The 26,389-nt window shown below is 72.8% G+C and carries 28 protein-coding genes; 14 read left to right on the top strand and 14 right to left on the bottom strand.

Annotated elements, in window-relative coordinates; translation table 11 throughout:
- Window positions 1-23: 23 nt before the first annotated feature.
- Window positions 24-854 (bottom strand): alpha/beta fold hydrolase, encoded by an 831-nt coding sequence (locus FHS34_RS08035; RefSeq protein ID WP_184962605.1) that lies wholly within the window; start codon window positions 852-854, stop codon window positions 24-26.
- Between the two features lie 96 nt (window positions 855-950).
- A complete protein-coding gene (locus tag FHS34_RS08030; protein ID WP_184962603.1) occupies window positions 951-1,604 on the bottom strand; it encodes an NADPH-dependent F420 reductase in 654 nt (217 codons plus the stop codon).
- Window positions 1,605-1,725: 121 nt separating this feature from the next.
- Here FHS34_RS08030 and FHS34_RS08025 point away from each other — a divergent pair, with 121 nt between their 5' ends.
- The gene (locus FHS34_RS08025) at window positions 1,726-2,613 is read left to right on the top strand and encodes an RNA polymerase sigma-70 factor (RefSeq protein WP_184962601.1); all 888 of its coding nucleotides are present in this window, start codon (window positions 1,726-1,728) and stop codon (window positions 2,611-2,613) included.
- 264 nt (window positions 2,614-2,877) lie between these two features.
- Entirely contained in the window at window positions 2,878-3,639 is a 762-nt protein-coding gene (locus tag FHS34_RS08020; protein ID WP_184962599.1) for a GntR family transcriptional regulator, read from the top strand.
- 503 nt (window positions 3,640-4,142) lie between these two features.
- Here FHS34_RS08020 and FHS34_RS08015 read toward each other — a convergent pair.
- From FHS34_RS08015 to FHS34_RS08005, 3 genes are all read right to left on the bottom strand, one after another.
- Entirely contained in the window at window positions 4,143-5,297 is a 1,155-nt protein-coding gene (locus FHS34_RS08015; RefSeq protein ID WP_184962597.1) for an ROK family transcriptional regulator, read from the bottom strand.
- A gap of 97 nt (window positions 5,298-5,394) precedes the next feature.
- Window positions 5,395-6,051 carry a response regulator gene (locus FHS34_RS08010; protein ID WP_184962595.1) on the bottom strand — a complete coding sequence of 219 codons (657 nt, stop codon included), beginning with the start codon at window positions 6,049-6,051 and terminating at the stop codon, window positions 5,395-5,397.
- A gap of 14 nt (window positions 6,052-6,065) precedes the next feature.
- The gene (locus tag FHS34_RS08005; protein ID WP_184962593.1) at window positions 6,066-7,220 is read right to left on the bottom strand and encodes a sensor histidine kinase; all 1,155 of its coding nucleotides are present in this window, start codon (window positions 7,218-7,220) and stop codon (window positions 6,066-6,068) included.
- 109 nt (window positions 7,221-7,329) lie between these two features.
- Here FHS34_RS08005 and FHS34_RS08000 point away from each other — a divergent pair, with 109 nt between their 5' ends.
- The 3 genes from FHS34_RS08000 to FHS34_RS07990 are packed head-to-tail and all read left to right on the top strand — an operon-like array spanning window position 7,330 to window position 9,448.
- The gene (locus tag FHS34_RS08000) at window positions 7,330-8,250 is read left to right on the top strand and encodes an ATP-binding cassette domain-containing protein (protein WP_184962591.1); all 921 of its coding nucleotides are present in this window, start codon (window positions 7,330-7,332) and stop codon (window positions 8,248-8,250) included.
- Between the two features lie 2 nt (window positions 8,251-8,252).
- On the top strand, window positions 8,253-8,963 hold the full coding sequence (locus tag FHS34_RS07995) for an ABC-2 transporter permease family protein (RefSeq protein ID WP_184962589.1): 711 nt from the start codon (window positions 8,253-8,255) through the stop codon (window positions 8,961-8,963).
- Between the two features lie 41 nt (window positions 8,964-9,004).
- A complete protein-coding gene (locus tag FHS34_RS07990; protein WP_184962587.1) occupies window positions 9,005-9,448 on the top strand; it encodes a hypothetical protein in 444 nt (147 codons plus the stop codon).
- Here FHS34_RS07990 and mug read toward each other — a convergent pair.
- Both mug and purB read right to left on the bottom strand, forming a co-directional pair.
- Entirely contained in the window at window positions 9,409-9,939 is a 531-nt protein-coding gene (gene mug, locus FHS34_RS07985; RefSeq protein WP_225817701.1) for a G/U mismatch-specific DNA glycosylase, read from the bottom strand. The two genes, FHS34_RS07990 and mug, sit on opposite strands and share 40 nt — an antisense overlap.
- Before the next feature lie 71 nt (window positions 9,940-10,010).
- Complete coding sequence (purB, locus tag FHS34_RS07980) at window positions 10,011-11,453, bottom strand: adenylosuccinate lyase (RefSeq protein ID WP_184962585.1); 1,443 nt, start codon at window positions 11,451-11,453, stop codon at window positions 10,011-10,013.
- A gap of 1,065 nt (window positions 11,454-12,518) precedes the next feature.
- Here purB and FHS34_RS07975 point away from each other — a divergent pair.
- The 7 genes from FHS34_RS07975 (at window position 12,519) to FHS34_RS42330 (ending at window position 17,231) form a co-directional block, all read left to right on the top strand.
- A complete protein-coding gene (locus FHS34_RS07975; RefSeq protein ID WP_184962583.1) occupies window positions 12,519-12,863 on the top strand; it encodes a hypothetical protein in 345 nt (114 codons plus the stop codon).
- A gap of 524 nt (window positions 12,864-13,387) precedes the next feature.
- A complete protein-coding gene (locus tag FHS34_RS07970; protein WP_184962581.1) occupies window positions 13,388-13,981 on the top strand; it encodes a hypothetical protein in 594 nt (197 codons plus the stop codon).
- 127 nt (window positions 13,982-14,108) lie between these two features.
- A complete protein-coding gene (locus tag FHS34_RS07965; RefSeq protein WP_184962579.1) occupies window positions 14,109-14,849 on the top strand; it encodes a DUF6879 family protein in 741 nt (246 codons plus the stop codon).
- Window positions 14,846-15,694, top strand: a complete 849-nt coding sequence (locus FHS34_RS07960; protein ID WP_184962577.1) for a helix-turn-helix domain-containing protein — start codon at window positions 14,846-14,848, stop codon at window positions 15,692-15,694. Before FHS34_RS07965 ends, FHS34_RS07960 begins: the two co-directional genes overlap by 4 nt.
- Window positions 15,695-15,780: 86 nt before the next feature.
- A complete protein-coding gene (locus tag FHS34_RS07955; RefSeq protein WP_184962971.1) occupies window positions 15,781-16,152 on the top strand; it encodes a hypothetical protein in 372 nt (123 codons plus the stop codon).
- Window positions 16,149-16,487, top strand: coding sequence for a hypothetical protein (locus FHS34_RS07950; protein WP_184962575.1), 339 nt, complete (start codon window positions 16,149-16,151; stop codon window positions 16,485-16,487). Before FHS34_RS07955 ends, FHS34_RS07950 begins: the two co-directional genes overlap by 4 nt.
- A 426-nt stretch (window positions 16,488-16,913) precedes the next feature.
- Entirely contained in the window at window positions 16,914-17,231 is a 318-nt protein-coding gene (locus FHS34_RS42330) for a site-specific integrase (protein ID WP_225817702.1), read from the top strand.
- A gap of 2 nt (window positions 17,232-17,233) precedes the next feature.
- Here the strand turns inward: FHS34_RS42330 and FHS34_RS07940 are convergent, their stop codons facing one another.
- From FHS34_RS07940 to FHS34_RS07910, 7 genes are all read right to left on the bottom strand, one after another.
- Window positions 17,234-18,022 (bottom strand): SGNH/GDSL hydrolase family protein, encoded by a 789-nt coding sequence (locus FHS34_RS07940; RefSeq protein ID WP_184962573.1) that lies wholly within the window; start codon window positions 18,020-18,022, stop codon window positions 17,234-17,236.
- Between the two features lie 130 nt (window positions 18,023-18,152).
- Window positions 18,153-19,172 (bottom strand): hemolysin family protein, encoded by a 1,020-nt coding sequence (locus tag FHS34_RS07935; RefSeq protein WP_184962570.1) that lies wholly within the window; start codon window positions 19,170-19,172, stop codon window positions 18,153-18,155.
- Window positions 19,169-20,530: a hemolysin family protein gene (locus FHS34_RS07930; RefSeq protein ID WP_184962567.1), complete on the bottom strand. Its 1,362-nt coding sequence runs from the start codon at window positions 20,528-20,530 to the stop codon at window positions 19,169-19,171. Before FHS34_RS07930 ends, FHS34_RS07935 begins: the two co-directional genes overlap by 4 nt.
- A 218-nt stretch (window positions 20,531-20,748) precedes the next feature.
- Window positions 20,749-21,174: a GNAT family N-acetyltransferase gene (locus FHS34_RS07925; protein WP_184962565.1), complete on the bottom strand. Its 426-nt coding sequence runs from the start codon at window positions 21,172-21,174 to the stop codon at window positions 20,749-20,751.
- Between the two features lie 45 nt (window positions 21,175-21,219).
- Window positions 21,220-22,104 (bottom strand): LLM class F420-dependent oxidoreductase, encoded by an 885-nt coding sequence (locus tag FHS34_RS07920; RefSeq protein WP_184962563.1) that lies wholly within the window; start codon window positions 22,102-22,104, stop codon window positions 21,220-21,222.
- A gap of 69 nt (window positions 22,105-22,173) precedes the next feature.
- Complete coding sequence (locus tag FHS34_RS07915; protein ID WP_184962560.1) at window positions 22,174-24,741, bottom strand: ABC transporter permease; 2,568 nt, start codon at window positions 24,739-24,741, stop codon at window positions 22,174-22,176.
- A 4-nt stretch (window positions 24,742-24,745) separates the two neighbouring features.
- Complete coding sequence (locus tag FHS34_RS07910; protein WP_184962558.1) at window positions 24,746-25,558, bottom strand: ABC transporter ATP-binding protein; 813 nt, start codon at window positions 25,556-25,558, stop codon at window positions 24,746-24,748.
- A 121-nt stretch (window positions 25,559-25,679) separates the two neighbouring features.
- Here FHS34_RS07910 and FHS34_RS07905 point away from each other — a divergent pair, with 121 nt between their 5' ends.
- Window positions 25,680-25,922, top strand: coding sequence for a toxin-antitoxin system HicB family antitoxin (locus tag FHS34_RS07905; protein WP_184962556.1), 243 nt, complete (start codon window positions 25,680-25,682; stop codon window positions 25,920-25,922).
- Window positions 25,923-26,010: 88 nt separating this feature from the next.
- On the top strand, window positions 26,011-26,385 hold the full coding sequence (locus FHS34_RS07900; RefSeq protein ID WP_184962554.1) for a fic family toxin-antitoxin system, toxin component: 375 nt from the start codon (window positions 26,011-26,013) through the stop codon (window positions 26,383-26,385).
- Window positions 26,386-26,389: the final 4 nt, after the last annotated feature.

Below are 26,389 nucleotides of genomic sequence, written 5' to 3'. Positions count from 1 at the left end.
GGCCGGCCCGCCGGACCGGCTCCTCAGCTGGTGCCGTCCAGGATGACCCGGGCGACCAGCGCCGGGTCGTCGTTCATCGGGACATGGCCGCAGCCGGGCAGCCGGATCAGCCGGGCGTGCGGGATGAGCTGCTTGGCGCGGACACCCTGGCGGCGCAGGAGGAGCCGGTCCCGGCTGCCCCAGGCCACCGTGACCGGCAGCCCCGGCAGTTCGTCGGTGAACCGGACGGTGCCGCCCGCCCGCAGGGTCGCCTCGAAGCCGGCGGCCGCGACGAGCGCGAGCGTCTCGGCGACCACGGCATCCGGTGAACGGCGCCCGGGGCGGGCGTAGATGGTGCTGGTCAGCGCGGTACGGCCGGCCGCCGTGCGGGACAGCTGCCGCACCAGCGGCTCCGGCAACCGCCGGGCGATGCCCCGCATCGCGCGCAGCACCGTGAAGGCGTACTGCCGCTCGGCCTCCGTCCAGAAGCCGGCGGGGGAGAAGGCGGTGACGGACCGTGCGAGCTTCTCCCGGCCCAGCTCCAGCGCGAGCAGGCCGCCCAGCGAGTTGCCGACGACGTGCGGGCGGTCCAGCTCCAGCGCCTCGAACAGGGCGCCCAGCACGGAGTTCGTGGTGGGCAGGTCGTACGCCAGGCCGTCCGGGAGCCCCGGGGACGCGCCGAAGCCCGGCAGGTCGACGGCTATCACCTCGCGCTCGGTGGCCACGATGTCCACGACCGGGTCCCAGGCCTGCAGATGGTGGCCGATGCCGTGCAGCAGGACCAGCGGTTCGCCGCGGCCCACGCGCGTGTACGACACACTCACGTCGCTCGTGCCGTGCGGGGTGGGGACCTTGAAGGAGACGGTGGCGGACATGGAGTGCTCCTCGGCTGGGCTGCTGACGGACGCCGTAGACAGCTTGTCAGCAATTACTACCGACCGGTAGCCCCCGGCGCCGCCCCCGCACGGCACTCAATCCGACCGGCGCACCTCGATGTTGAAGTCCGCGTCCCCGAAGCGCTCGAACAGGGTGAGCCAGAGCGGCAGATACATCTCCATCGCCCGCGCCGCCCGGATGCCGCCCAGGTCCAGCACCCGTCCGGCGGGCCAGCCGAACTCCCCGAGCAGCGCCGTCACCTGCTCCTTGGCCCTGGCGTCCGCCCCGCACACGAACACCTGGTGCTCGCCGGGCACCCGCCCCGGATCCACCATCACCCGGCAGTTGACGGTGTTCAGCGTCTTCACCACGCGCGCGCCCGGGAACGCCCGCTGGATCCGCTCGCCCACGCTGTCCGACCCGACCGGGTCCAGCAGCGGCGCACCGTCCTCGAAAGCCAGCGGATTCGACACGTCCACCAGAACCTTGCCCGCCAGGTGCTCCGCGCCCGCCGCCTCCAGCGCGTCGAGCGCCACCCGTCCGCCCACCGCGTTGACGACCACCTCGCCCGCCGCTGCCGCCTCCGCGAACGTCCCCGCGTGGGCCCGGCCCGCCTCCGCCGTGGCCCACTCCACCGCCACCGGATTGTCCCGGGTGCGGGACCCGAGGGTCACCTCGTGCCCCAGCTCCAGCAGCCGGCCGGCCAGGGTGCGGCCCACCTCGCCCGTGCCCAGCACTGCGTACCGCATCGCCCACCTCGACGTCGCCGGCCGCCGCCCGCCGGCGGTCCGCGGTCATTGTGATCCGGACCGCACCCGGGACCCGGCATTCCCAGTGGACACCGGCAGGCGTGTCGGATGGGATGGACCCGTGATCGCCGACTCCGCCACCGACGTCTTCGAAGAACACCGTCCCCTGCTCATGGGGGTCGCGTACCGCATGCTCGGCCGGGTCGCCGACGCCGAGGACGTGGTCCAGGACGCCTGGCTGCGCTGGTACCAGGCCGACCGCGCGGAGGTCCGCGAACCGCGCGCCTACCTGGTGCGCATCACCACCCGGCTGGCCATCGACCGGCTGCGCCAGGTGCAGGCGCGCGGCGAGACGTACGTCGGGCCGTGGCTGCCGGAGCCGTACCTCACCGAGTTCGCCGACACCGCGCCGGACACCGAGGAGCGGGCCGTGCTCGCCGACACGGTCTCCGTGGCCGTCCTGGTCGTCCTTGAGTCCCTCTCCCCGCTGGAGCGGGCGGTCTTCGTGCTCAGGGAGGCCTTCGGCTACCCGTACGCCGAGATCGCCGCGCTGCTCGACCGGGGCGAGCCGGCGGTACGGCAGCTCGCCGGGCGGGCCCGCCGACACGTGGCGGAAGGGCGGCCCCGGTACGAGGTGGATCCCGCCCGGCGCCGGGACCTGACCGAACGTCTGCTCGCCGCCGTGGCCGAGGGCGACCTGGAGGGACTGATGTCCATGCTCGCCCTGGACGTCCGCCTGGTCGGCGACAGCGGCGGCAAGGCCAAGGCGCCGGTGCGCACGCTGCACACCGCCGACAAGGTCGGCCGCTTCCTCGTCGGCGCCGCCGCCCGCTCGGTCCCGGCCGACCTGTCCCTGAGCGTCCTGGAGGTCAACGGCGGGCCGGCCGTGCTGCTCCTGTCCGGTGGCAAGCCCGACAGCCTGTTCCAGCTGGACATCGCCGACGACCGCGTCACGGCCGTGTACGTCCTGCGCAACCCGGACAAGCTCCGGTACCTCGCCGGTCTCTGAGCCGGAACCTCGCCGGTCTCTGAGCCGGATCATCCGCCGCGGGCCCCCGTCGTACGACGGGGGCTTTGCCGCGATGTCACACACACCGTCGCGCGCGAACGCCTCGTGAACGCTCCGCTGCCCGTCGCCCGTGCGTCCGCCACGGGACCGAGGATTGGTCTTGACCAAGGGTGACGGCCGCCCTATGGTCGCAGAGAAGTGCAACAACCTTTAATAAACAAGGGCGCTAAAAACCGCCGGACCACGGCTCTTGCGGAGGACAGGGTGGGGACCACGCAGCTGGAATCGGTACCGGAACCGAAGTACTGGCATCTCAAGACCGTGCTGAGCGAGGCACTGGACTCCGAGTTCTCGGTCGGTGAGATCCTGCCCAACGAACGTGAGCTCGCCGCCCGCTTCGGCGTGGCCCGCGCCACGCTCCGTCAGGCTCTCGAACAACTGGAGCTGGAGGGACGGCTGCAGCGCCGCCGCGGGGTCGGCACGACCGTCGCGCCCCCGCGCGTGGGTGTGGCCGTCGGCACGGAACAGCACGCCTGGCCCGGGGCCGCCGGTGACGCCTGGCAGCCCGTCGACGGTGTCCAGGCGACGCCGCCCGCCGCCGTCGCCGCGGCCCTGGAGACCGGCGCGGACGACCTCGTCCACACCGTCCGACGCTCCCGCATGTCCCACGGCCAGCAGGTCGCGACCGAACTGCTCTACATCCCGGCGGCCTCGGTGCCGGGCCTGACCGCGATCGACGCCCCGTCCGGCGCGGCACGCGCGCGTGCGATCCTGCGGGAACTGCAGCACCTGTCGCTGGAGGGGGAGGACCGCGCGGTCGAGCTGGGCTCCGCGCGCGCCGAGGACGCCAGGGAACTCGACCGGCTGCCCGGCTCGCCCGTCCTGGTCGTCACCACCCGCTTCTTCGCCCAGGGCCGCACCGCGGCGCTCTCGGTGGCGACCTACCGCGCCGACACCTGCCGGCTGACCTTCGGCGACTCGGCGGGCGTGGAAATACACCACGACCCGGAACGCCAGGCCTCCTGACCACGGCTGCCCCGGACCCCCCTCCGGGGCACCCCCCCCCACCCCTCAAGCCAACCTCGGGGCCCCCAGGGGCGCGGGGAACTGCGCGCCCAGCCACAAAGCGACCCGCACCGCCCCAACAACCGCCCCCGGCAAGGCCCCCCTTCACAACCAACCTCGGGGCTAACCCCCCAGGGGCGCGGGGAACTGCGCGACCAGCCACAAAGCGACCCGCACCGCCCCAACAACCGCCCCCGGCAAGGCCCCCCTTCACAACCAACCTCGGGGCCAACTCCCCAGGGGCGCGGGGAACTGCGCGACCAGCCACCGCCGACCCGCACCGCCCCAACAACCGCCCCCGGCAAGGCCCCCCTTCACAACCAACCTCGGGGCTAACCCCCCAGGGGCGCGGGGAACTGCCCGACCAGCCACAACCCAGCCGCACCCGCCTCAACAACCGCACCAGGCACGACAATCGCACCCGGCACCAACAATCGCACCCGGCACCGACCACCCCGCAACGCTCAGCGCCGCGTCACCGTGCCGTCGACCGCGAACAACTGCTCCTCGACATGGTCCAAGGCCAAGCGCAGCGCCCCCGTGGCCACGGCCGCCTCCCCCAGCAGGGACAGCGTCACCTTCGGCGGCCGCAGACAGTAACGCGCCAGTTCGCGGCGCAACGGCTCCAGCACACCGTCCAGTCCGGCCGCCCAGCCCCCGACCACGACCAGCTCCGGATCGAGCGCCAGCACCAGCGCGGCCACGTCGTGCACGAGCCGCTGGATGAACCGCTCGACGGCGGCCAGCGCCCGCTGGTCCCCCTTCCGCGCCAGCGCGAACACCTCCGCCACCGCCTGCTCGTCCAGCGGATGCAGCGGCTCGTCGGTGGTCGACAGCAGCGCCTCCGGAGTCGCCCCCCGGCCCAGCAGATGCAGCGCGCCGATCTCCCCGGCCGCCCCGCCGAAGCCCCGGTGCAGCCGCCCGCCGATCAGTGAACCGGCCCCCGGACTCAGCCCGGCCAGCACGAACACCACGTCGTCCGTCCCGGCCGCCGCACCCTTCCAGTGCTCGGCCACCGCCGCCGCGTTCGCGTCGTTCTCCACCAGCACCGGACACCTGAAGGAACGGCTGAGCCGCTCACCCAGCCGCAGGCCCGTCCACTCCGGCAGGGCCGTGCTCAGCCGGACCGTGCCGTCCACCTCCACGATGCCCGGCGTGCCCACGCCCACCGCCCGCAACGAGCTGCGCGCGACCCCGGCCCGGCGCAGCAGCTCGGCCACCGCGCCGCGCAGCCGGTCGAGCCGCTCGTCCGCCGGGGCCGCCTCGTCGACCTGCTTGGCCTGCGCACCCAGCACCCGGCCGTCCAGGTCGGACAGCAGCGCGGCGACCCGGTGCGGCCCGATCTCCAGGCCCAACAGATGCCCCGCCTCGGCCCGGAACCGGAACCGCCGCGCGGGCCGCCCCTGCCGGCGGGTGCCGCCCTCGTCGGCCGCCGCCTCCACGACGAGGCCACCCTCGATGAGCCCCTCGACGACGCCTTCGACGGTCGGCCGGGACAGTCCGGTGACACGGGTGATCTCGGTGAGCGTCGCGCAGTCCGTGGCACGCAACGCGTGCAGCACCACCGCGGAATTGATCCTCCGCAGCAGCGAGGGATCGCCACCGGTCAGCTGGCCCACCGTCCGTCCTCCCAGCTCGCGGGCGTGTTGGCCGGATCGTACTCGGCCCGGCCCACCCCGGCGAGTGCCGGGTTCCGTCCCTGGGCCGCCCCCCGGCTCAGCGCGGCTCCACGAAACCCGACTCGTAGGCCGCGATCACCGCCTGGGTACGGTCCCGCGCGCCGAGCTTGGCCAGAACGGCGCTCACATGTGACTTCACCGTCTCCGCCCCGACGATCAGCCCGGCGGCGATCTCCGCGTTCGACAGCCCCCGCGCCATCAGCCGCAGCACCTCCGCCTCCCGCTCGGTCAGCCGGGCCCGCTCCAGCACGGCCCGCGCCGGCCGGTCACCGTCGCCGTACCGGGCGGCGAGGCGCCGTACGGAGGCCGGGAACAGCAGCGACTCGCCCTCCGCGACCAGCCGCACCGCGTGCACGATCTCGGCCGGCCGGGCCCGCTTCAGCAGGAACCCGTCGGCGCCCGCGCGCAGCGCCTCGTACACGTACTCGTCGTCCTCGAAGGTGGTCACCACGAGGATCTTCGGCGGCTCGGCCACCGTGCGCAGCACCGCGCGCGTGGCCTCGATACCGTCCATCAGGGGCATCCGCACGTCCATGGCGACCACGTCCGGCCGCAGTTGCCGGACGAGCGGGATGACCGCCGCGCCGTCGGCCGCCTCGCCCACCACCGTGATGTCGGGCTGCGCCTCCAACACCGCCCGCAGACCCGCGCGGACCAGGGGTTCGTCGTCGACGAGGAGTACGGTGACCGGCATCCGGCCAGCCTAGATCAACCGGCCGGCAGCTCCGCGCGCACCTGCCAGTCGCCGTCGTCCGGGCCGGTCCTGGCGGTGCCGCCGAGCAGCGCGGCCCGCTCCCGTATGCCGCGCAGACCGCTGCCCCGGCCGGGGCCCGGCGCCGCCCCCGGCAGCGGGTTGCGGACCTCCAGCGCGAGCGTGCCGCCGGTGACCGTGACCCGGACCCGCACGGGCACCGCCCCGGCGTGCCGCAGCACATTGGTGAGCGCCTCCTGGAGGATGCGGTAGCCCTCGCGGGACACCGGGCCCGGCACGGCCTCGACCGGACCCGTCACCTCGGCGTCGACCTTCGCGCCGGAGGCCCGGGCCGACTCCAGCAGCCGGCCGGCGTCGGCCAGCGTGGGCCGCGCGCTCACCGGCCGCTCGGCCTCCCGCAGGACACCCAGCACGCGCTCCAGGTCCGCCAGCGCGGCCCGGCCGGTCTCCTCGATGGCGTCCAGCGCCCGGTCGGTGAACGCCGGATCGCCGGCCGCCCGCGCCGCGCCCGCCTGCACCACCGCCACCGTCAGCGCATGCCCGATGGAGTCGTGCAACTCCCTCGCGATCCTGGTGCGTTCCAGCAGCTGCTCGGTGCGCTCCTCCAGCGCGGCCAGCCGCTCGGCCGCGCTCGGCCCCAGCAGCCGGCGCGCGCCGGCGGTGATCAGTTCGCCGAGCCCGACCACCACGCCGTACAGGGCGAGCAGCGGGAGCGGTGTCAGCAGGGCCCAGGCACGGCCCGGGGGCAGCCGGTCGAGCAGCGGCACCCCGGACGGCGCGCCTCCCCAGGCGCACCGGGCCAGTTCGACGGCGGTGACGGGCAGCCACACCGTGGCGAACACCGTCGCTCCGCCGAGGAGCATCCGCAGCTCCAGCCAGAGCACCGTGCGCAGCCGGTCCCGCCAGGACGCCGACCGGCCCTCGGAGATGCCCGGCTCCGTCTCGCCGGGCGTGAGCAGCTGCCGCGCCTGCACGCCCTCGCCCCTGCGCACCGCGGGCAGGAGACCGAGCGGGACGAGGAACAGCGCGGGCACCCAGGGGGTCGACGGCATCACGAAGAGCCAGACGCTGACCACCAGCATCGGCACCCACAGATGCAGCAGACGCGTGTACGTCGTCCCGCGCAGCAGCGGGCGCAGAAGGCGGACCATGGCCCTCATCGTCGCAGGCGGCACCGACAACGACCCTCCCCCGCACGGGGGAGACGATCTCCACCGGCGGGGGAGGAACGGGCGCCCGTGCCCGGCCAGGCTGTCTGCCATGACCAGCATCGACGTACGAGAGCTCACCAAGGAGTACGGCGGACGGCGCGTCGTGGACGGCCTCGACTTCAGCGTCCGGCCCGGCCGCGTCACCGGATTCCTCGGCCCCAACGGCGCCGGCAAGTCCACGACCTTCCGTCTCCTCCTCGGCCTCGACCGGCCCACCGCCGGCACCGCCACCATCGGCGGCGAGGCGTACCCGCGGCTCCGCGAACCCCTGCGCCGGGTGGGCGCCCTCCTCGACGCCGGCGCCGCGCACGGCTCCCGCACCGCCCGCGACCATCTGCTGGCCCTCGCCGCGAGCAACCGCGTCCCGGCCCGCCGGGTCGACACCGTCCTGGAGGAGACGGGCCTGGCCGCCGTGGCGCGGCGCCGGGTGCGGACGTACTCCCTCGGCATGCGGCAGCGGCTCGGCATCGCCGCCGCCCTGCTCGGCGACCCCGAGGTCGTCCTGCTCGACGAACCCGCCAACGGCCTCGACCCCGAAGGCATCATCTGGATCCGGGCGCTGCTGCGGCGGCTCGCCGCGGAGGGCCGCACGGTCCTGGTCTCCAGCCACCTCATGGGCGAGACCGCCGCGTTCGCCGACCACCTGCTGATCCTCGGCCGGGGCCGGCTGCTCGCCGACACACCGGTGCGGGAATTCATCCACGCGCGCGTGCGGCCCCACGTCCGCATCCGCACCACCGACCCCGCCGCCCTCTCCGACCTCCTGGCCCGGCACGGCCATGACGCCTCCCGGGACGAGGCCGGGACCTGGATCGTGCGGCACACGCGCGTGGACGACCTCGGCCGGCTGATGTCCGAGGCGGGCGTCCCCGTCCTGGAACTCGCCACCCGGGAAGCCACCTTGGAGGAGGCCTACCTCGATCTGACGGCGTCCGAGACCGAGTTCACCGCACCGCCCCAGGAGGCCTGACCATGTCGTTCGCACCCGCGCTCCACGCCGAGTGGATCAAGATCCGGACCCTGCGCTCCCTGCTGGGCGCCCTCGCCGCGATCCTCGTCGCCACCGCCGCGTTCTCGGCGCTCGCCGCCACCGACGCCGACGACTCCGACCCGCTGTTCTCGGTGTTCTTCGGCATCAACTTCGGGCAGGTCGCGGCCATCGCCTTCGGTACGACGGCGGTCGCGTCCGAGTTCCGGGGCGGCGCGCTGCGCCTGACGCTGTCCGCGGTGCCCGACCGGGGGCGCTGGTTCGTCGCGAAGGCGACGGCGATCGCGCTGCCGGCGCTGGCCGTCGGGCTGCTCACCGGTTTCGTCACGCTCCTGGTGGGCCGGTCGGTCCTCGGCGCGTCCGCGCCCGGCTGGTCCGCGGGACTGCGCGGCGCCGTCGGCTGCGGCGTGCACCTGACGCTGATGGCCCTGTTCGCCGCCGGACTCGCGACCGTGCTGCGCAGCGGGATGGCGACCCTCTCGGTGCTGATCCCGTTCCTGCTGATCGTGTCCTTCGTCGTCGGCGACCTGTCCGGCGGAGTCGCCGACTTCCTCCCCGACCGGGCCGGCCAAGTGGCCCTGCACAGCGGCTGGGACGGCACCCTGGGCCCGTGGAGCGGGCTCGCGGTGACCGCGCTGTGGGCGGCGGCGGCCCTGCTCGCCGGTGCCTGGAGCCTGCGGCGCAGGGACGTCTGACAGGCCGCCACTTGTCAGTGGTGCCCGCTTTACTGGATCTCATGGACATCGCGAAGTGTCTGACCCTCATCGACCTGCTGTGCGCCCGGGAGTTCCCGGCCGCGTACGGCAGGACGGAGCACGGCGAGAGCGGGCCCGGCTATCACATAGCCGCATTACAGACCAGCCAGGACTTCTGGGACGTCCACGACGGCGAACGGGAGGAGACCGAGGCGCAGTACGACGCCGACCGGGACGCTCTCGCGGAGCGGCTCGGCGCGCGGTGGGGGCCGTCGCTGCACTTCAGCCTGTACAGCGTGCTCCACCGCGGCATGGCGGGCGAGGCCCTCGCGGAACCCTGGGCCGGGCTCAGCGGTCACGTCCCGGACGTCCGGCTCTGGCGGGTGCCGGAGGCGGGCCGCTGGGTCGCCCTCGGCGTCTCCCAGTGGGACAAGGAGCTGCCCTTTCAGCTGCTCGGCATAGTGACGGAGTCCGACCCGCCGTGACCGGCCGCGCCCGCCGCCTCCCGCAGCCGGGCGAACTCCTCCGCCATCGTGGCCGCCGTCCAGTGCGCGTTCAGGCCGCTGGGATTGGGCAGCACCCACACCCGGGTGTCCCCGATCGTCCGCTCCTGCGGGCCGACCCGGGCCGTGCGGTCGGCGAAGGCCGCGCGGTACGCGGTCACGCCGACGACCGCCAGCCACCCCGGCCGCAGCCGCGTCACCTTCCCGGCCAGCAGCCGCCCGCCCTCGACGTACTCCTCGGCGGTCAGCTCGTCCGCCCGCGCGGTCGCCCGTGCCACCACATTGGTGATGCCGAGCCCGTACGACAGCAGCTCGCCCTGCTCGGCCGGCCTCAGCAACCGGGGTGTGAAGCCGGACAGGTGCAGCACCGGCCAGAACCGGTTGCCGGGGCGGGCGAAGTGGTGGCCGGTGGCCGCCGTCATCAGCCCCGGGTTGATCCCGCAGAACAGCACACGGAGGCCGTCCGCGACCACGTCCGGGACGAGACGGTCGCGGGCGGCCTCCAGTTCCGCCCGGGTGAAGCGGGGAGAGCGCGGTGCGCGGGTCAGAGGATCGCTCCGGGGGTGTAGCCGGCGGCCTCCGGGTGCCGCTTGACGATCTCCTCGATCCGGCCGACGACCACGCCGACCTGGTCGGCGGCGGCGCCGGTGAAGGAGAGCTTGTCGGCCATCAGCGCGGCCAGCTGCTCACGGTCGAGCGGCAGGCGCCCGTCGGCGGAGAGCTTGTCGAGCAGGTCGTTGCGCTCGGCGCCCTGCTCGCGCATCGCCAGCGCGGTGGCGACCGCGTTCTCCTTGATCGCCTCGTGCGCGACCTCGCGGCCGACACCGGCCCGCACGGCACCCATCAGCACCTTGGTGGTGGCCAGGAACGGCAGGTAGCGGTCCAGCTCACGGGCGACGACGGCCGGGAAGGCACCGAACTCGTCGAGGACGGTCAGGAAGGTCTCCAGCAGGCCGTCCAGGGCGAAGAACGCGTCCGGCAGCGCAACCCGGCGCACCACCGAGCAGGACACGTCGCCCTCGTTCCACTGGTCGCCCGCCAGCTCGCCGGTCATCGAGGCGTAGCCGCGCAGGATGACCATGAGGCCGTTGACGCGCTCGCAGGAGCGGGTGTTCATCTTGTGCGGCATGGCCGAGGAGCCGACCTGGCCCGGCTTGAAGCCCTCGGTGACCAGCTCGTGCCCGGCCATCAGCCGGATCGTCTTGGCCAGCGAGGACGGCGCCGCGGCCAGCTGCACCAGCGCGGTGACGACCTCGTAGTCCAGCGAGCGCGGGTAGACCTGGCCGACGGAGGTGAAGGCCTGGGAGAAGCCCAGATGCCGGGCGATCCGGTTCTCCAGGTCGGCCAGCTTCGCCGCGTCACCGCCCAGCAGGTCGAGCATGTCCTGCGCGGTGCCCACCGGGCCCTTGATGCCGCGCAGCGGGTAGCGGCCCAGCAGCTCCTCGATGCGGCCGTACGCCACGAGCAGCTCGTCGGCGGCGGTCGCGAAACGCTTGCCGAGGGTGGTGGCCTGAGCGGCCACGTTGTGCGAGCGCCCGGCCATCACCAGCTCGGCGTACTCGCCCGAGAGCTTGCCGAGGCGGGCGAGGACGGCCACCGTGCGGTCGCGCACCAGCTCCAGGGAGAGCCGGATCTGCAGCTGCTCGACGTTCTCCGTGAGGTCACGGGAGGTCATGCCCTTGTGCACGTGCTCGTGCCCGGCGAGGTCGTTGAACTCCTCGATCCGGGCCTTCACGTCGTGCCGGGTGACCTTCTCGCGCTCGGCGATCGAGGTGAGGTCGACGGTGCCGAGGACGCGCTCGTAGTCGGCGATCGCCTCGTCCGGCACGTCGATGCCGAGGTCCTTCTGGGCCCGCAGCACGGCGAGCCAGAGCTGCCGCTCCAGCTTCACCTTCTGCTCGGGGGACCAGAGCGTGGCGAGCTCGGTCGAGGCGTAGCGTCCGGCGAGGACGTTCGGGATGCGGGGCTTGGCGGGCGCAGAAGTCACGTGTCCAGAGTTTACAGTCCGTCCATACAGGGTCCGTACCATCCAGGAGCCGTAGGAAACTACAGGTCAACGGGCTGTCGGGCGGGTGTGCGCGCATCGGTTTGTGAGACGAGTGTGAGACGTCGCCGCCCCGACCCCCAACTGTCGGCCCGGGGGTTCCTGCTTCGGCCGGCCGCCCTTGCGGGCGCGGCGCTCGGCGACTTCCTTCTCGGCCCGCTCAAGATCCGCACGGTCTTCATCGGTGCCGTGTTCGCGGATCCGCGCCTTCATGTGGTCCAGGACGTCGTTCGTGCGATCGGTGCCCAGTCGCTCACACACGCCCGTATGCCTGCCACAGCGGGTCCGGCACCCGGATCGGCCCGGGGGGTCGTGTGCCGCTTCGTCTCTGCTGACTGCTCCGCCACGGCTCTCTCTCGTGGATCACAGATCCTCGCACGGGGTTTCGTGTATCTACAAGGTTATGGATGCTGTGTAGATACAAGGTCAAGCCTCTCGGAAACGGGACGGGCCCGCCGGTGCGCCAACACCGAGCGGGGGGCCTGACGCCGACTCCGCCCCCCGCTCCCTCGCCACCGTGGCCATCGCCGCCGGTGTCGTCAAGGGACTGCGCTCCGCCGCCAAGCGCCTCGCCGTCCCCCCGGCCGCCCCCCCGCCGCACCGTCGCCGGCGGCCACGCCCACCGCACCCACAGCGTCAGCCGCTGGACCTTCGCCCAGGTCGCCCGGCTCGTCGCCGCGTACCGGCCGCGGAAGAGCGAGTACGTCGCCGCCGTCACCCTGATCGCCGCCTTCGCTGCCTTCGCCGGCGGTGCCCGACGAGCGAGCCCACCCCGCAGGCACCCAAAATTGCCCGCGCTGCCGCGGCCGCAAGCTCCGCCTGCGAGCCGGTCGGCGCGCCCACAACGCCTGGCGTCGTACGCATGAGGCGGGCAGCCGCTGAGTCCAGAGCGGCACGCCACACGACAGCCCGATCACCCGTAGGCGTCAATTCGTCAGAAACCCCCACGGACCCCGCCCCACCGCAGCACACTGCCCCACACGCCACCCACAACCGCGAGGGAGACCCATGGCCACGAACCCTTACTTCACCACCCCGTACACCCCCACCCGGCCCCGCATGTTCAACACCTCCGTGGCCAAGGTGATCTGGACACTCGTCCCTCTCGTCTCCCTCGGCCTGGCCGCCGCCGTACCATTCGTCGTCGCCGCGGTGAAAGGCGTCGTCAAGCCGTGGCTGGCGATCACCTACGTGGTCGGGGAGCTCGTCATCTTCGGCAGCGTGTTCCTGATCAGTCCGAAGGACGGTGACGCGGGGGCACCGTTCGCGGGCCTGCTCCTCATTCTGATGATGATCACTGCGGCGACCCACACCGCCCTCCTCGACAACGAGAAGATCAACGTCGGCAAGTAGCAGAACCGGCCACAGCGCCCCGCCCGAGTGGCGGGGCGCTCGTGCTCTCACCAGTCGTAGTCCATCGGCGACGGCACGGCGGCGTCCACTCGCTGCAGGCGAGTTCACCCTGAAGCCGCCAGTGCGCCCAGTCAACGAGCCGGCCGGACTGGGCTCAAACTGCTGTGTCTCAGTCGATGACTACCCTTACGCTCGCTGCAGAAGATCTACGGACCCCGTCGAGCGTGGCCACTCAACATCGCCGCCCATGCCCAGCTCATTTCCCTGCAAGAGCTGGTGCCCGAAGTGTACGAACCCGCAATAGGCTGCGCAGTTGAGGCGCTGTACAACGAAGTCGCACAGGCGACACGTTGGGACTTCCTCGGTCGGCAGCGGCAGAGCGCCTTCGAGCGCCGCTTCGGTGTAGGACGCGATCCCGAGGTAGACCTCGCCATTGCTTCTCGCGTCACAAGCCGGACACAAGGCCTACCCGTCACCATCGATGCACGCATGATCCTCCCGCGCATTGACCCAAAGGGGACACCATGCACACGAGGACAGCCGCGCTCGCCGGCGCCCTACTCGCCATCACCACCGCCACCGCCTGCAGCAGCGAAGGCAACGATGACAAGGCGACCAAGCCCGCTGCAAAGCCCAGCAGCACGCCCACTGCCACGGCCTCACCCAAGGCCGCCAGCGCCCCGCTTCGGCTCGGCTCCGGGCATCACTGGTCAGACACAGACCTCGACGGCAGCCACGTCAGCGGCACCACCACCGTCCTCCGCTACACGCAGCCCGCTCCCGGCGTCCATCTCGTTCAGGCACTCTCCGACTTCCCTCACCCCGTGTGGGCGCTGATCGACGTGAAAGTGTGTGCCGACCCCACCAGTTCCAACGTGCAGGTCAGCCAGACGCCCTGGAAGCTCGGCTTCCCCGACGACACGCAGCTGCAGGCCCCCGGCATCAGCGGCGCCGGCATCCCCAAGCCGGAGTACCCCGTCGTCGGCTCCCTCGTCCAACCCGGCAGATGCCTGCGTGGCCTGATCACGCTGAGCGTGGAGAAGGGCAGCCGCCCCAACGAGATCATCTACGCGCCCCAGGGCCGCGAACCGATCACGTGGACAGTGCCCAAGGTCTGACCGCTGGCGGTCTGGTTGCGCGCAATAAGCACGCCCGTGCGAGCGCGCGCAATCTGCCGCAATCGCTCTCCGCCTCGGCGCCGTCCCGCGCATTCTGGGGGTTCAACTACCAGAACGTGGAGGCACCATGGCGCTCAGGTTCATCGGCACCACCAGCGACGACGGCGACTGCCCCACCCTGTACGAGATCGAGGGAACCGACGAGATCCTCGTGCAGGGTGACCGCGAGACCGACCCCGAACATCTGGTGCAGCTGCGCGACGTGAAGCCCACGGAGACCTTCGTACGCGTCCCGCGTAGCCTGCTCACCCGGTACGCGCCGAAGACCGAGGCCCCGGCACTGGCGCCGTTCTCGTCCATCGCCCACATGTTCCGCGAGTTCCGGCACACCGCCTGGCGGCTGGAGACGCGCCGCGGCTACGCCTCCGACCGCCGCAGCCCGAAGTGGGCACGCTGGCAGTCCGGCGAGGACATCGCTGCCGACCCCGCCAACGCGTGGCGGGAGAACGTCGCCGAGCAGACGGCCGCGGGGAAGCGGTTCGAGCGCGTGCGCCTGGTCGACGACCCGCCCACCGACGGGCAGCGGTTCCTGCTCGCGAGCGCGCCCGGCAATGTGGCCGCGGGCGAGGACATCCGCAACCTGACCCGCGCCCACGCCGAGCGGCTGCGCCTGCCCGACTACGACTTCTGGCTCTTCGACTCCCGCATCGTCGCCCGGTTCGCGTTCGACGAGGACGACACCACGCTCGGCGTGTACGTCACCGACGACCCCGCAGAGGTACTCGCCGCATGCCAGGCCCGAGACGCCGCCTGGCATCACGCTGTGCCCACGCAGGAGTTCGCGCGACAGGTAGCGTCGACCGTGTGACCACCGACTTCCAGACGGCCCGTGAAGCCCTCGGTGCACGGCTGCGCGAGCTGCGCACCGAGGCAGGGCTGGAAGGCAAAGACCTCGCCGCGCGCCTCGGATGGCAGACCTCGAAGGTCAGCCGCTTGCAGAACGGCAAGCAGACGCCCACCCGGGATGACTTGAGCGCATGGGCGCGCGCCCTTGAACGGCCCGACATCGAGGCGGAACTGCACGGGCTGCTGGCCGGCCTGGACATGAAGCAACGCAACCGATCGTGGCGGAAGCAACTGGCCGGCGGGCACCGCGGCCGCCAGGAGATCGCAGTACGGCAGACCGAGACCACGTCGCTGATCCGCGGTCTTGAGGTCTCCCGGATCCCCGGGTTGTTCCAGACGCCCGAGTACGCGCGCGTCATCTTCGACGCCAACGCCGATTTCCGCGGCATCCCGCCTACGACCGACGATGCGGTAGAGAAACGGATGCGCAGGCAGGAAGCACTGTACGACCCGGAGAAGTCGTTCCGGTTCCTCGTGTGCGAGGCCGCCCTGTATCACCAGCCATGCCCCAACGACGTGATGGCCGAGCAGCTGGACCGCCTGTACAACCTCGTCGGGCAGCGCCGAATCGAGCTGGGCATCATCCCGTTCGGCGCGCAACTGCGCCGTACCGCACCACACGCGTTTTGGATCTACGACCGGCGCCTGGTCATCGTGGAGACGATCAGCGAGGAACTATGGCTGACGGGCGACGAAGACCTCGCGCTGTATGAGCGGGCGTGGGAATGGCTCGCTGAGTCCGCCGAGTACGGCGCCCCGGCACGGCGGCTGATCGGCCGTGCACGGGGCTCTCTCGACCTCTCGTAGGCAATCAGCCGCAACCTTCGCAGCGGCGTGCGCAGTCTCGCGCAATCGGCGCGCAGGCCCGCAACCGCCCTGCATACGGTCACGGCATGGCGACACACCTCCCCCTCGCCCCGGTACGAGAAGGGCAGGACTGGCTACTGTCCTGCGCCCCTGACCCAGGCGCGGCGCAACGCGCGTGGGACGCCCAGCAGCTGGCCGCGATCCCCACAGGCTCCCACTGGCGCGTCGCCGAGACACCCCTGGCCCGGGCCCTCGAAGCGCTCCGACGGATGCACCTGAACCTGCACGGCCCGGTCCTCGGCAACGTGCGCAGCAGCCTGACCTGGTGGCTGCTCCCGCCCAACCTCGCCGACGAACTCGACGACGTCGGCGGCCTCACGGTGCACCCGGCTGGCTGGGAACTGCATTGCCCGCCAGTCACGCATGGCTACCGGACCGAAGCGGAGACGACCGCATGACAACCGCCCAGACCAGAGCCCTGGTCGACATCCCCGCCGAACTCCTGCCGCTCATCCCGCTGCCGCGGCTGGAAGTTCTACCCGACGCCAGGGCACGCGGCGCAGAGTGCGTGTGGGGCGCCGAGCCGCTGTCCACCGCGACGGCCATCGACCTCGGCGAGCGCGCCACCGACGGCGGCCACTGGTTCCCCCGTGCCTGCCGGCCGTGTGCCCGCCGGGCCGTCCTCGCCGCGCGCGACGACCACCGCGGCCGGTGCGAGCAGTGCACGGACGACGCCACGTTCTGCCAGACCCGCCGCGCGCTGCAGGCCCTCGCCCTGGAGCTACGCCCATGACCGCGAAGCAGAAGGACTACGCGACACGGAGAGCGGAGGCCGCGCAGTCAGCCCGCCGCGCAGCCGGCTACTGCGGTTTGAAGCACCAGAACGGCAAGGCGTGGTGCACAAGGCGCCCCCACGCCGATCGGCGACACGAGGACTACTACACCGGCCGACACTCCATCACCGACACGACAGGCACCGTGTGGTTCGAGTAGGCCCCGTGCCCGGCAGCGTCGCCGACCGCGCCGGGTACGGAACAGTTCTCCAGCGCAGCCCTAGACGGCGAATCGGGGTAGAGAGGTCGGCGCTGGAGACGCGGGACCGCCTCCGCCCCCGTCGGGGGCGGTCCCGTCCACGATCGCCAGTCCGCCCTCAGCACCCCCGCCCCTCAGGGGCGAGAGGGCGGGCGGGCACGCGTACCGGCTGATGCGAGAGCTGGAGATGCGGCAGGTTCGCCTGTACGACGCCTGGCACTCCTGCCTGACGTACCTCGCGAACGCCGGCGTGCCCGACCACATTCTCGCGGCGTGGGCCGGCCACACGAACGCGACCTTCACGAAGCGGAAGTACGTGCGCCCGGACGTCGAGGATCTGCGGGCCGCGGCGACGGTGTGGGACAGCTTCCACGGGGGAGATCCGAAAGCGCCCCCGTTCGGCGGAACCTACGAGACCCCGGTCACTCTGGTATCCCCGGCCGCGTCGCCACCCTCGCCGTCGGCCACCCTCGCCGCCGGCTGTCCCGGGTGGTCAGGTCCGTGAGGCTATGCCCGGCCCTCGTACGGCTGCAGCTCCGGGCGCTTGGGCGGGCGGCCGTCGCCGGAGGAGCGGCCGGTCAGGCGACGGCCTATCCACGGGATCAGGTGCTGCCGGGCGAACCGCGCGTCGGCGATCCGGCGCGCCGTCCAGCCCGGCGGGAGCGTCGCCGCCGTCGGCACGTGCCACTCGGCGTCCTCCGGCTCGTACCCGAGCGTCTGCCACACCGCCTCGGCGACCCGGCGGTGTCCCTCCGCCGTCAGGTGCAGCCGGTCCACGTCCCACAGCCGCGGGTCGGCCAGCGAGGGCGCCCCGTAGAGGTCGACCACCAGGGCGCCGTGCTTCCCGGCCAGCTCGTCCACGCAGGCGAACAGTTCCTCCATGCGGGGCCGGAACCGCTCCAGCACCGGGCCCTGGCGGCCGGGGCTGCGCATCAGCACCAGCTGCCGGCAGGAGGGCGCCAGCCGTTCCACGGCCTCGGTGAGCAGGTCCCGGACCCGGACCATGTCGCACTTGGGGCGCAGGGTGTCGTTCAGCCCGCCGACCAGGGTGACCACGTCGGCGTTCATGGCCGCGGCCGTCGCCACCTGCTCGTCGACGATCTGCCCGATCAGCTTTCCGCGCACGGCGAGGTTGGCGTACCGGAACCCGGGCGTAGCGCCGGCCATCCGCGCGGCCAGGACGTCCGCCCAGCCACGGTAGGAGCCGTCGGGCAGCAGGTCCGACATGCCTTCGGTGAAGGAGTCGCCGACCGCGACCAGGCTGGTGTACGGGGGAGGTGTGGGATTCGTCTGCATGGCGACAGCGATGGTATCCCGGCGCCATACCCGTCGGTCGGTCGCCCCGGAATCCCGGGGCGGCCCCGGGGCGGCGCGCCCCGGGTTTCCCGGAGCGGCACCGGGGTGACGGTCCGGAAGCCCCTGGGCGTCACCCCGGAGCGGGCTGGCCGAACAGCTCCCGCAGGACGTCCTCCATGGTCACCAGGCCCGCCAGCCGTCCGTCCTCGCCGAGGACGGCCGCGAGGTGTGTCCGGCCCGCCCGCATCGCGGTGAGCACGTCGTCCAGTGGCGTCCCCTCCCGCACGCGCGCGATGGACCGCATGTCCCGCAGCCGGAACGGCATGTCCCGCGGCGAGGCGTCCAGGGCGTCCTTGACGTGCAGGTAGCCCACGATCCGGCGGCCGGTGTCCACCACCGGGAAGCGGGAGAAGCCCGACTCGGCCGACAGCCTCTCCAGCTGTTCCGGGGTGACCCCCAGGTGCGCGTAGACCACGTCCCGCAGCGGCACGATCACGTCCCGCACCGGTCGGCTGCCCAGCTCCAGGGCGTCGTGCAGGCGTTCCTGCGCGCGGTTGTCGATCAGGCCCGCCTCGCTGGCGTCCTTGACGATCTCGGCGAGTTCCGTGTCCGTGAAGGTGGCCGCGACCTCGTCCTTCGCCTCCACGCGCAGCAGCTTCAGCAGCCCGTTCGCGAAGGCGTTGATCGCGAAGATCACCGGCCGCAGCGCCCGGGCCAGCGTGACCAGCGGCGGGCCGAGCAGCAGGGCGCTGCGCACGGGTTCGGCGAGCGCGATGTTCTTCGGGACCATCTCGCCGAGCAGCATGTGCAGATAGGTGGCGAGGGTCAGCGCGATCACGAAGGACACGACGTGACCCGCGCTCTCCGGCACACCCACCGCGTGGAACACCGGTTCCAGCAGATGCGCGATCGCCGGCTCCGCGACCACGCCCAGCACCAGCGTGCACAGCGTGATGCCGAGCTGGGCGGCGGCCAGCAGCGCGGAAACGTGCTCCAGGCCCCACAGCACGCTGCGCGCGCGGCGGTCGCCCTCCTGGGCCAGCGGCTCGATCTGCGAGCGGCGTACGGAGATCAGCGCGAACTCCGCGCCCACGAAGAAGGCGTTGACGACGAGGGTCGCCAGACCGATCAGCAGCTGTACGGCGGTCATCGCGTTCCCTCCCGTGTCCCGCGGGTCCCGTCGGCCCCGCCGGCGCGTTCGTCGTCCAGCGGCGCGTGCAGCAGCACGCGGGCGGCCCTGCGGCCCGAGGCGTCGACGACGTCCAGCCGCCAGCCGGCCACCTCGACGCTGTCCCCGACGGCCGGTATCCGCCCCAGTTCGGTGGCGACCAGGCCGGCCAGCGTCTCGTACGGCCCCTCCGGCACACGCAGGCCCACGCGGGCGAGCTGGTCGGTGCGGGCGGCGCCGTCCGCCGAGTACAGGGCCCGGCCCCGTTCGTCCGCGCCGGCGGAGGCGAGGTCGGGAGTCTCGTGCGGGTCGTGCTCGTCCCGCACCTCGCCGACGACCTCCTCCACGATGTCCTCCAGGGTGGCCACGCCGGCCGTACCGCCGTACTCGTCGATGACCACGGCCATGGTGCGCCTGCCGGAGAGCCGGTCCAGCAGACGGTCCACGGTCAGCGACTCGGGCACCAGGAGGGGCTCGCGCATCACCTGGGCGACCGTGCGGTGGGGCCGCTGGTCGGCGGGGACGGCCAGGACGTCCTTGATGTGGGCGGTCCCGACGACCGCGTCCAGGGTGCCCCGGTAGACCGGGAAGCGGGACAGACCGGTGGCCCGGGTGGCGTTGGCGACGTCCTCGCAGGTCGCCTGCATGTCCAGGGCGACGACCTGGACGCGCGGGGTCATCACGTTCTCGGCCGTGAGGTCGGCCAGGTTCAGGGTCCGGACGAACAGCTCGGCGGTGTCCGCCTCCAGGGCGCCCGCCTTGGCGGAGTGCCGTGCGAGCGCGGCCAGCTCCTGGGGTCCGCGCGCGGAGGCGAGTTCCTCGGCCGGTTCGATGCCGAGCCGGCGCACGAAGCGGTTGGCCGTGTTGTTCAGGTGCGTGATGAAGGGCCGGAAGACGGCGCTGAACCAGCGCTGCCCACTGCCCACCCGCTTGGCCACGGCCAGCGGGGAGGAGATCGCCCAGTTCTTCGGCACCAGCTCGCCGACGACCATCAGGAACACCGTCGACAGGGCCGTGCCCAGCACCAGCGCGACCGAGCTCGCCGTGGTCCGCGACAGGCCCAGCGCCTGGAACGGCCCGGCGAGCAGCTTGGCGATCGACGGCTCGGCGAGCATGCCGACCACCAGGTTGGTCACGGTGATGCCGAGCTGGGCGCCGGAGAGCTGGAAGGTCAGGTTCCGTACGGCTTTCAGGGCGCCCGCGGCGCCGCGCTCGCCGCGCTCGGCGGCCCGTTCCAGCTCGCCGCGTCCGACCGTGGTCAGCGAGAACTCCGCCGCCACGAAGGCGCCGCAGGCCACTGACAGCAGGATCGCCACCAGAAGGAGGAGCACTTCGGTCATCGGGTCACCCCCGTCCCATGATCGGGCAGGTCAGGGGAGTGCGCGCGGTGTCGCGTACCGGGAGGCTCGCCCATGGACGGACGCTCACAACCTTTCATAGAGGGCCGAGTGCTCCCTCAATGGTAAAGGATGGGCAAAGAACCCTCTCGTGCCTGTGGATCCCGGTCCGATTCCCGGTTCGCCCGTCCCTTCCGCCTCCCGGCCGCCCGGTCCTCCGCTCAGCCGCCGAGCGGCTTCACCCAGCGCCGCCAGCGCTCCTCGGGCCCGTACCCGGCCGAACGCCAGGCGTGCTGCGCAGTCTCGTTGCGGACCAGCACCATCGCGTCCGCCCGGCGCCCGCCGAGGCGTGCGAAACGCTCCTCGGCGGCGGCCAGCAGCGCCGAGCCGATGCCCTGCCGCCGCCGCTCCGGATGCACCGCGAGCCGGTACAGATGGCACCGCCAGCCGTCGAAGCCGGCGATCACCGTGCCCACCAGCTCGCCCCCGGACTCGGCGAGCAGCAGCGCCTCGGGATCGCGGGCCACCAGCCGCTCCACCCCGGCCCGGTCGTCGCTGATGCTCGTGCCCTCGGCGGCCGTCTTCCAGAAGGCGAGGACGGCGTCCAGGTCGTCGGGGACGGCGGCACGTACGCGCGGTTCGGTCATGCGGCCATCGTGATCACGAACCGGCCGTGCCGCGCGGGGATTCCGTCATGCGGACTCCGCCCGCAGCCGCTCCATCACCGGCGCGAACGCCTCCATGAACGGCTCCAGCACGGTCAGGTACGAGAACCCGAACCGCTCGCGCTGCGCCCGCACCTTCGCCACGATCCGGTCCAGCGGACCGGCCAGCACGAGGGGCAGGGCCAGCGCCTCGTCCAGGGTCAGCCCGGCCTGCCGCTCCAGCAGCGGCTTCAGCGCGGGCTCCGGGTCGTCGGTGACAGCCACCAGCTGGATCAGCAGGTTCAGCTCGGCGGGCTCCGCCCGGTCCGCCGCCGCGTGGTAGCGGGCCACGCGTTCGTCCAGCTCGTCGGCGCCGAGCGGCTCCAGCGAGCCGGGGGTGTTCCCCGGCCGGGCCCCGGTGAAGGCCGCGATGTCCGCGTGCTCGGCGGTCAGGCGCAGCATCCGGTCGCCGTTGGCGCCGATCAGCACCGGCACCCGGGCCTGAACCGGCCGCGGCTCGTGGTCCGCCGAGCCGAGCAGCCGCTCCAGCTCCTCCACCGTCCGCCGCAGGTGGTCCACCCGTTCGCGCGGCGAACCGTACGGCAGCCCGGCCGCCTCGTGCTCCGCCGGCACGTACCCGGTGCCGAGGCCGAGTTCGAGCCGGCCGCCGGTCAGCGCGTCCGTGGTCGCCACCTCGCGGGCCAGCAGGGCCGGGTTCCAGAAGCCGGCGTTGAGCACGAACGTGCCGAGCCGCGGCCGTTCGGTCGCCTCCGCCGCCGCGACCAGCGCCGGGAACGGCGCGACCATCCCGAGGTGGTCCGGGACGAGGATCACGTCGTAACCCAGTTCCTCGGCGCGACGGCACTTGGCGCGCCATTCGGCGGCGGGCGCGGCGTTGAGCAGGTTGACTCCGAAACGGAACGGGCGGGGCATGAACTCTCCTCAGCGAAAGGTGACTTGAGCCGGATCCGAGCCCATCCCATCATGTCCGCCCGCGGGCGCTCACTCGTGGGCGATCGCCGCCAGCACGTTCATCCGCGACGCCCGCAGCGCCGGCAGCAGGGCCGCCACCACGCCCACCACCGCCGAGCCGATCATCACCACGACGATCGTGCCCCACGGGATCGCGAGGGCCGTCAGTCCGCGCAGGGCCAGCACCTGCTGCATGCACAGGCCCCACACCAGCCCCAGCGCCAGCCCCAGGACCGCCCCGAACACCGCGATCACCACCGACTCCAGCCGGATCATCCGGCGCAGCTGCCGCCGCGCCAGCCCGATCGCGCGCAGCAGCCCGATCTCCCGGGTCCGCTCCACGACCGACAGGGCGAGGGTGTTGACCACCCCGAGCACGGCGATGACGATCGCCAGCCCCAGCAGCGCGTACACCAGGTACAGCAGGACGGCGATCTGGTCGTGCACCAGCTCCTTGTAGTCGGCCTGGTCGCGCACCTGGACCTGCGGGAACGCCGTGAGCGCCCGTTCCAGGCGAGGCCGCAGGTCCGCCGCCCCCGTGCCGGGTGCGGCGTTGACGTAGAGCGCTGAGTCCTGACCGTCCGGCACGTACTTCTCCAGCGTGGCCAGCCCGAAGAAGATGCCGCCCTGGGTGCCGAACCCCTCGGCCGACTCCTGGTCGGTCAGCGCCCCGACGGTCAGCTCCGCCCGTCCGCCACCGGGGAACTCGACCGGCAGCACGCTGCCGAGGCGCACCCGGTGGTCCCGGGCCCAGTCGGCGTCCAGGGCCAGGTGTCCGTCGGCCAGGGCGGCCGCCGAGCCGCCCCGCGCGTACGTCAGGTGCGCGACGTCGTCGAGCCCCGGGCCGTACCCGGCGGCGGTCGTCCTCACCCGCCGGCCGTCCGGCAGGCGTACGGCGACGGGCGTGAGCCGTTGCCGTACCACGAGCCCGGCCCCCGGGGTCGCGGTGACGCGGTCCGCGATCTGACGGGTGAACGGCATGAAGTTGGCGTTCTGGACCACGAAGTCGGCGCCCAGCGTCCGGTCGATCTGCCGGTCGAACGACGCCGACATCGAGGCGCTCGCCACCGACATCCCGCTGACCAGGGCCAGCCCGACCATCAGCGCGGCGGCGGTGGCGCCGGTGCGGCGCGGATTGCGCAGGGCGTTGCGCTGGCTCATCCGGCCGACCGGGCCGAACAGCGCCGGGAAGGCCCCGCCCAGCACCTGGATCACCGGCCGGACGAGCAGCGGCCCGGCGACGACGGTCCCGATCAGGGTCAGGGCGACACCGGCACCGAGCAGCGAGGCCGCCTGAGCGGTCCGCGTCGCCGCCGCACACCCGGCCAGTGCCGCCGCGCCGGCCGCCGCGACCACCGCCCCGGCGATCGCCCGCACCGTCAACGGCCTGCCCACACCGGCGACTTCGGCGTCCGCCAGCGCCGCCATCGGCGAGACGGCCGCCGCGCGCCGTGACGGCAGGTAGGCGGCCACGAAGGTGACACCGAGGCCGACGACGTAGGCCGCGACGGGTGTGCCCCAGCCGATCACCATCTCCGTGGCCTTCAGGTTCATCCCGAACGCGCTCATCAGCCGGATCAGCCCGTACGCCAGCCCCGTTCCGGCGGCCAGACCGAGTGTGGAGCCGACCAGCCCCAGCAGCAGGGCCTCGGTGAGCACCGAGCGCCGAACCTGCCGCCGGTCCGCGCCCAGTGCCCGCAGCAGCCCCAGTTCACGGGTGCGCTGGGCGATGAGCATGGAGAACGTGTTGACGATCAGGAACACACCCACGAGGAGGGCGACGCCGGCGAAGCCCAGCATCACGTACTTGATCACGTCGAGGAACGTGCCGAGGGTGGCCGCCGCCGACTTGGCCTGCTCGGCAGCGGTCTTCACGTCGTATGTGCGGGTGCCGAGCGCCGCGCCTATCCTGCGTTCGAGTTCGGCGTCGGACACGCCCGCCGCCGCGTCCGCCGTCACGCTGGTCGCCTTCGCGGACGAGCCGAGCAGTTCCCGGCCGGCCACCGCCGGGTCCAGGTAGACCAGGGCCGCGCCGGGGTTGGTCGTGGTGAAGGTGGCGATGCCGACGACCCGGACCCGGAACGTGCCGGGCTGCGCCTGCACGGTCAGCGGGTCACCGGTCCGCACGTGCTTCCGGTCGGCCGTGTCGGCGTCCAGCAGGGCCTCACCGGGGCCGAGCGGGGCGCGCCCGGAGGTGATCCTCACCGGGCTGTGGTGGGTGACGTGCCAGGCCGTGACGATGGTCGGGGCGCCGGTGGTCGGGCCGACGGACTTGTTGTGGCGGTCGACCACGAACGCGTTCTGCACCGACACCTCGGCCCGGGCCGCCGCGACCCCGTCGACCGTCGCCACCCGGTCCCGCAGCGCGGCGGGCAGGGTCTGCACCGTCCCGCTCAGCCGGGCCGACCGCAGATCCTGTTTCGGCTGGACCGTCACATCGGCGGCGGTGGAGGCGAACAGCCGGTCGAAGGTGCGGGTGACGGTGTCGGAGAAGATCAGGCTGCCCGCGACGAACGCCACGGACAGGATCACGGCCAGCGCGGACAGGGCCAGCCGCCCCTTGTGCGCCAGGAAGCTCCGCAGGGTCGCCTTGAGCACGGGGTCAGCCCTCCTGGCCGCCGAGGCCGTCGCCGGAGGGGCGTCGGACCACCTCGAATCGTTTCATCCGCTCCAGCACGGCCTCCGCCGTCGGCCCCGGCAGCTCGTCCTCGATCCGCCCGTCGGCGAGGAACAGCACCAGGTCGGAGTGGGCGGCGGCACCCGGGTCGTGCGTGACCATGACGACGCTCTGCCCGAGGTCGTCCACCGCTTCGCGCAGAAAGCCCAGCACCTCCAGACCGGCCCGCGAGTCCAGATTGCCGGTCGGCTCGTCGGCGAAGATCAGCTCGGGCCGGGAGGCCAGCGCCCGCGCGCACGCGACCCGCTGCTGCTGGCCGCCGGAGAGCTGGGCCGGCCGGTGCCCCAGCCGGTCGCGCAGCCCGAGGGCGTCGACGACCCGGTCCAGCCACCGCGGATCGGGCCGGCGGCCCGCGATGTCCATCGGCAGCGTGATGTTCTCCGCCGCCGTCAGCGTCGGGATGAGGTTGAACGACTGGAACATGAACCCGATCCGGTCCCGCCGCAGCCGGGTCAGCTCCCGCTCGCGCAGCCCGGTGATCTCGGTCTCGCCGAGCCACACCTGACCGGCCGAGACCGTGTCGAGGCCCGCGAGGCAGTGCATCAGCGTGGACTTGCCGGAGCCCGAGGGGCCCATCACGGCGGTGAACCGGCCCCGCGCGATGTCCACGTCCACCGCGTCCAGGGCGAGCACGGCCGTCTCACCGGAGCCGTACGCCTTGGTCAGCCCGCGGGCGCGGGCCGCGATCCCGCCGTCCGGCGTGCGGCCGGATACATGCTGCGCAGCAGGTGTCGACAAGACCGCCTCCCCGGTCGCCTGAACTGCCCGTCCGGGGGCGAGCGTAAGGGACACCGGGGACCCGGCGCAGCGCATCCGTGCGCCCTTGCCGCGGCTAGCGTCCCGGCGCTAGCGTCGAAGCATGGCGAAGACCCAGCTGAACGTGCGCGTGGACGAGGGCACCGCCCGCGCGGCCCGCGAGCGCGCCCAGGCCCGCGGCATCAGCGTCAACCGTTACATCGAGGAGCTGGTCAGACAGGACGCCGGGGAAACGGGCCGGACGTTCGTCGACGCGGCCGCCGACTTCATGAAGCAGTACGAGTCCGTGTTCACCGAGGAGTTCGCCGAGGCGCGCGGCACCGACGCGGCCGAAGAGCGCTGCTGAGCCTTGCGGACGATCCGCCCGAGCTGCTCTGCTGAAGCGTGATCTCCCCGAGCCGCGCTCCCGAAGCCGACCCCCCGAAGCCGATTCCTTGAACGATCTCAGCATCGACCTCGCCTGGCTGCTCATGCTCGCCGAACAGAAGACGCCGGGGGACCCGCAGGTCACCGACTGGGGTGCCCTGGTCGCCGCCGTCGCCCGGCACCGCGCCCGGATATTCGGCGTGCCCGTCTATGACACCCCGCACGCCCGCGCCGCCGCCCTGCTGCAACTGCTCATCCACGTACCGGCGCTGGAACGCTCCAACGCGCTGTTCGCCTCGGCGGTCGCCTACGCCTACCTGGTGGCCAGCGGGGAGAAGGTGGTCACCACGCCCGAGCAGGTGCGGGACCTCGCCCGGCTGGTGAAGGACGGCACGGCGGACGTCGACGACATCGCGCGCGAGCTGCGCCGCTGGAGCGGCTGACGCC

Source organism: Streptomyces echinatus (assembly GCF_014203595.1).
Classification (GTDB): Bacteria; Actinomycetota; Actinomycetes; order Streptomycetales; family Streptomycetaceae; genus Streptomyces; species Streptomyces echinatus.
Note: the sequence above shows the minus strand (reverse complement) of the source record. Positions and strands in the feature narration are given on the sequence as shown.

What these genes read in the sequence shown, in the direction of transcription:
- FHS34_RS08035 (WP_184962605.1), bottom strand. Translation starts at nt 854, where the DNA reads ATGTCCGCCACCGTCTCCTTCAAGGTCCCCACCCCGCACGGCACGAGC.
- FHS34_RS08030 (WP_184962603.1), bottom strand. Translation starts at nt 1,604, where the DNA reads ATGCGGTACGCAGTGCTGGGCACGGGCGAGGTGGGCCGCACCCTGGCC.
- FHS34_RS08010 (WP_184962595.1), bottom strand. Translation starts at nt 6,051, where the DNA reads ATGCCGGTCACCGTACTCCTCGTCGACGACGAACCCCTGGTCCGCGCG.
- FHS34_RS08005 (WP_184962593.1), bottom strand. Translation starts at nt 7,220, where the DNA reads ATGGTCCGCCTTCTGCGCCCGCTGCTGCGCGGGACGACGTACACGCGT.
- FHS34_RS08000 (WP_184962591.1), top strand. Translation starts at nt 7,330, where the DNA reads ATGACCAGCATCGACGTACGAGAGCTCACCAAGGAGTACGGCGGACGG.
- FHS34_RS07995 (WP_184962589.1), top strand. Translation starts at nt 8,253, where the DNA reads ATGTCGTTCGCACCCGCGCTCCACGCCGAGTGGATCAAGATCCGGACC.
- FHS34_RS07990 (WP_184962587.1), top strand. Translation starts at nt 9,005, where the DNA reads ATGGACATCGCGAAGTGTCTGACCCTCATCGACCTGCTGTGCGCCCGG.
- FHS34_RS07975 (WP_184962583.1), top strand. Translation starts at nt 12,519, where the DNA reads ATGGCCACGAACCCTTACTTCACCACCCCGTACACCCCCACCCGGCCC.
- FHS34_RS07970 (WP_184962581.1), top strand. Translation starts at nt 13,388, where the DNA reads ATGCACACGAGGACAGCCGCGCTCGCCGGCGCCCTACTCGCCATCACC.
- FHS34_RS07965 (WP_184962579.1), top strand. Translation starts at nt 14,109, where the DNA reads ATGGCGCTCAGGTTCATCGGCACCACCAGCGACGACGGCGACTGCCCC.
- FHS34_RS07955 (WP_184962971.1), top strand. Translation starts at nt 15,781, where the DNA reads ATGGCGACACACCTCCCCCTCGCCCCGGTACGAGAAGGGCAGGACTGG.
- FHS34_RS07950 (WP_184962575.1), top strand. Translation starts at nt 16,149, where the DNA reads ATGACAACCGCCCAGACCAGAGCCCTGGTCGACATCCCCGCCGAACTC.
- FHS34_RS42330 (WP_225817702.1), top strand. Translation starts at nt 16,914, where the DNA reads ATGCGGCAGGTTCGCCTGTACGACGCCTGGCACTCCTGCCTGACGTAC.
- FHS34_RS07940 (WP_184962573.1), bottom strand. Translation starts at nt 18,022, where the DNA reads ATGCAGACGAATCCCACACCTCCCCCGTACACCAGCCTGGTCGCGGTC.
- FHS34_RS07935 (WP_184962570.1), bottom strand. Translation starts at nt 19,172, where the DNA reads ATGACCGCCGTACAGCTGCTGATCGGTCTGGCGACCCTCGTCGTCAAC.
- FHS34_RS07930 (WP_184962567.1), bottom strand. Translation starts at nt 20,530, where the DNA reads ATGACCGAAGTGCTCCTCCTTCTGGTGGCGATCCTGCTGTCAGTGGCC.
- FHS34_RS07925 (WP_184962565.1), bottom strand. Translation starts at nt 21,174, where the DNA reads ATGACCGAACCGCGCGTACGTGCCGCCGTCCCCGACGACCTGGACGCC.
- FHS34_RS07920 (WP_184962563.1), bottom strand. Translation starts at nt 22,104, where the DNA reads ATGCCCCGCCCGTTCCGTTTCGGAGTCAACCTGCTCAACGCCGCGCCC.
- FHS34_RS07905 (WP_184962556.1), top strand. Translation starts at nt 25,680, where the DNA reads ATGGCGAAGACCCAGCTGAACGTGCGCGTGGACGAGGGCACCGCCCGC.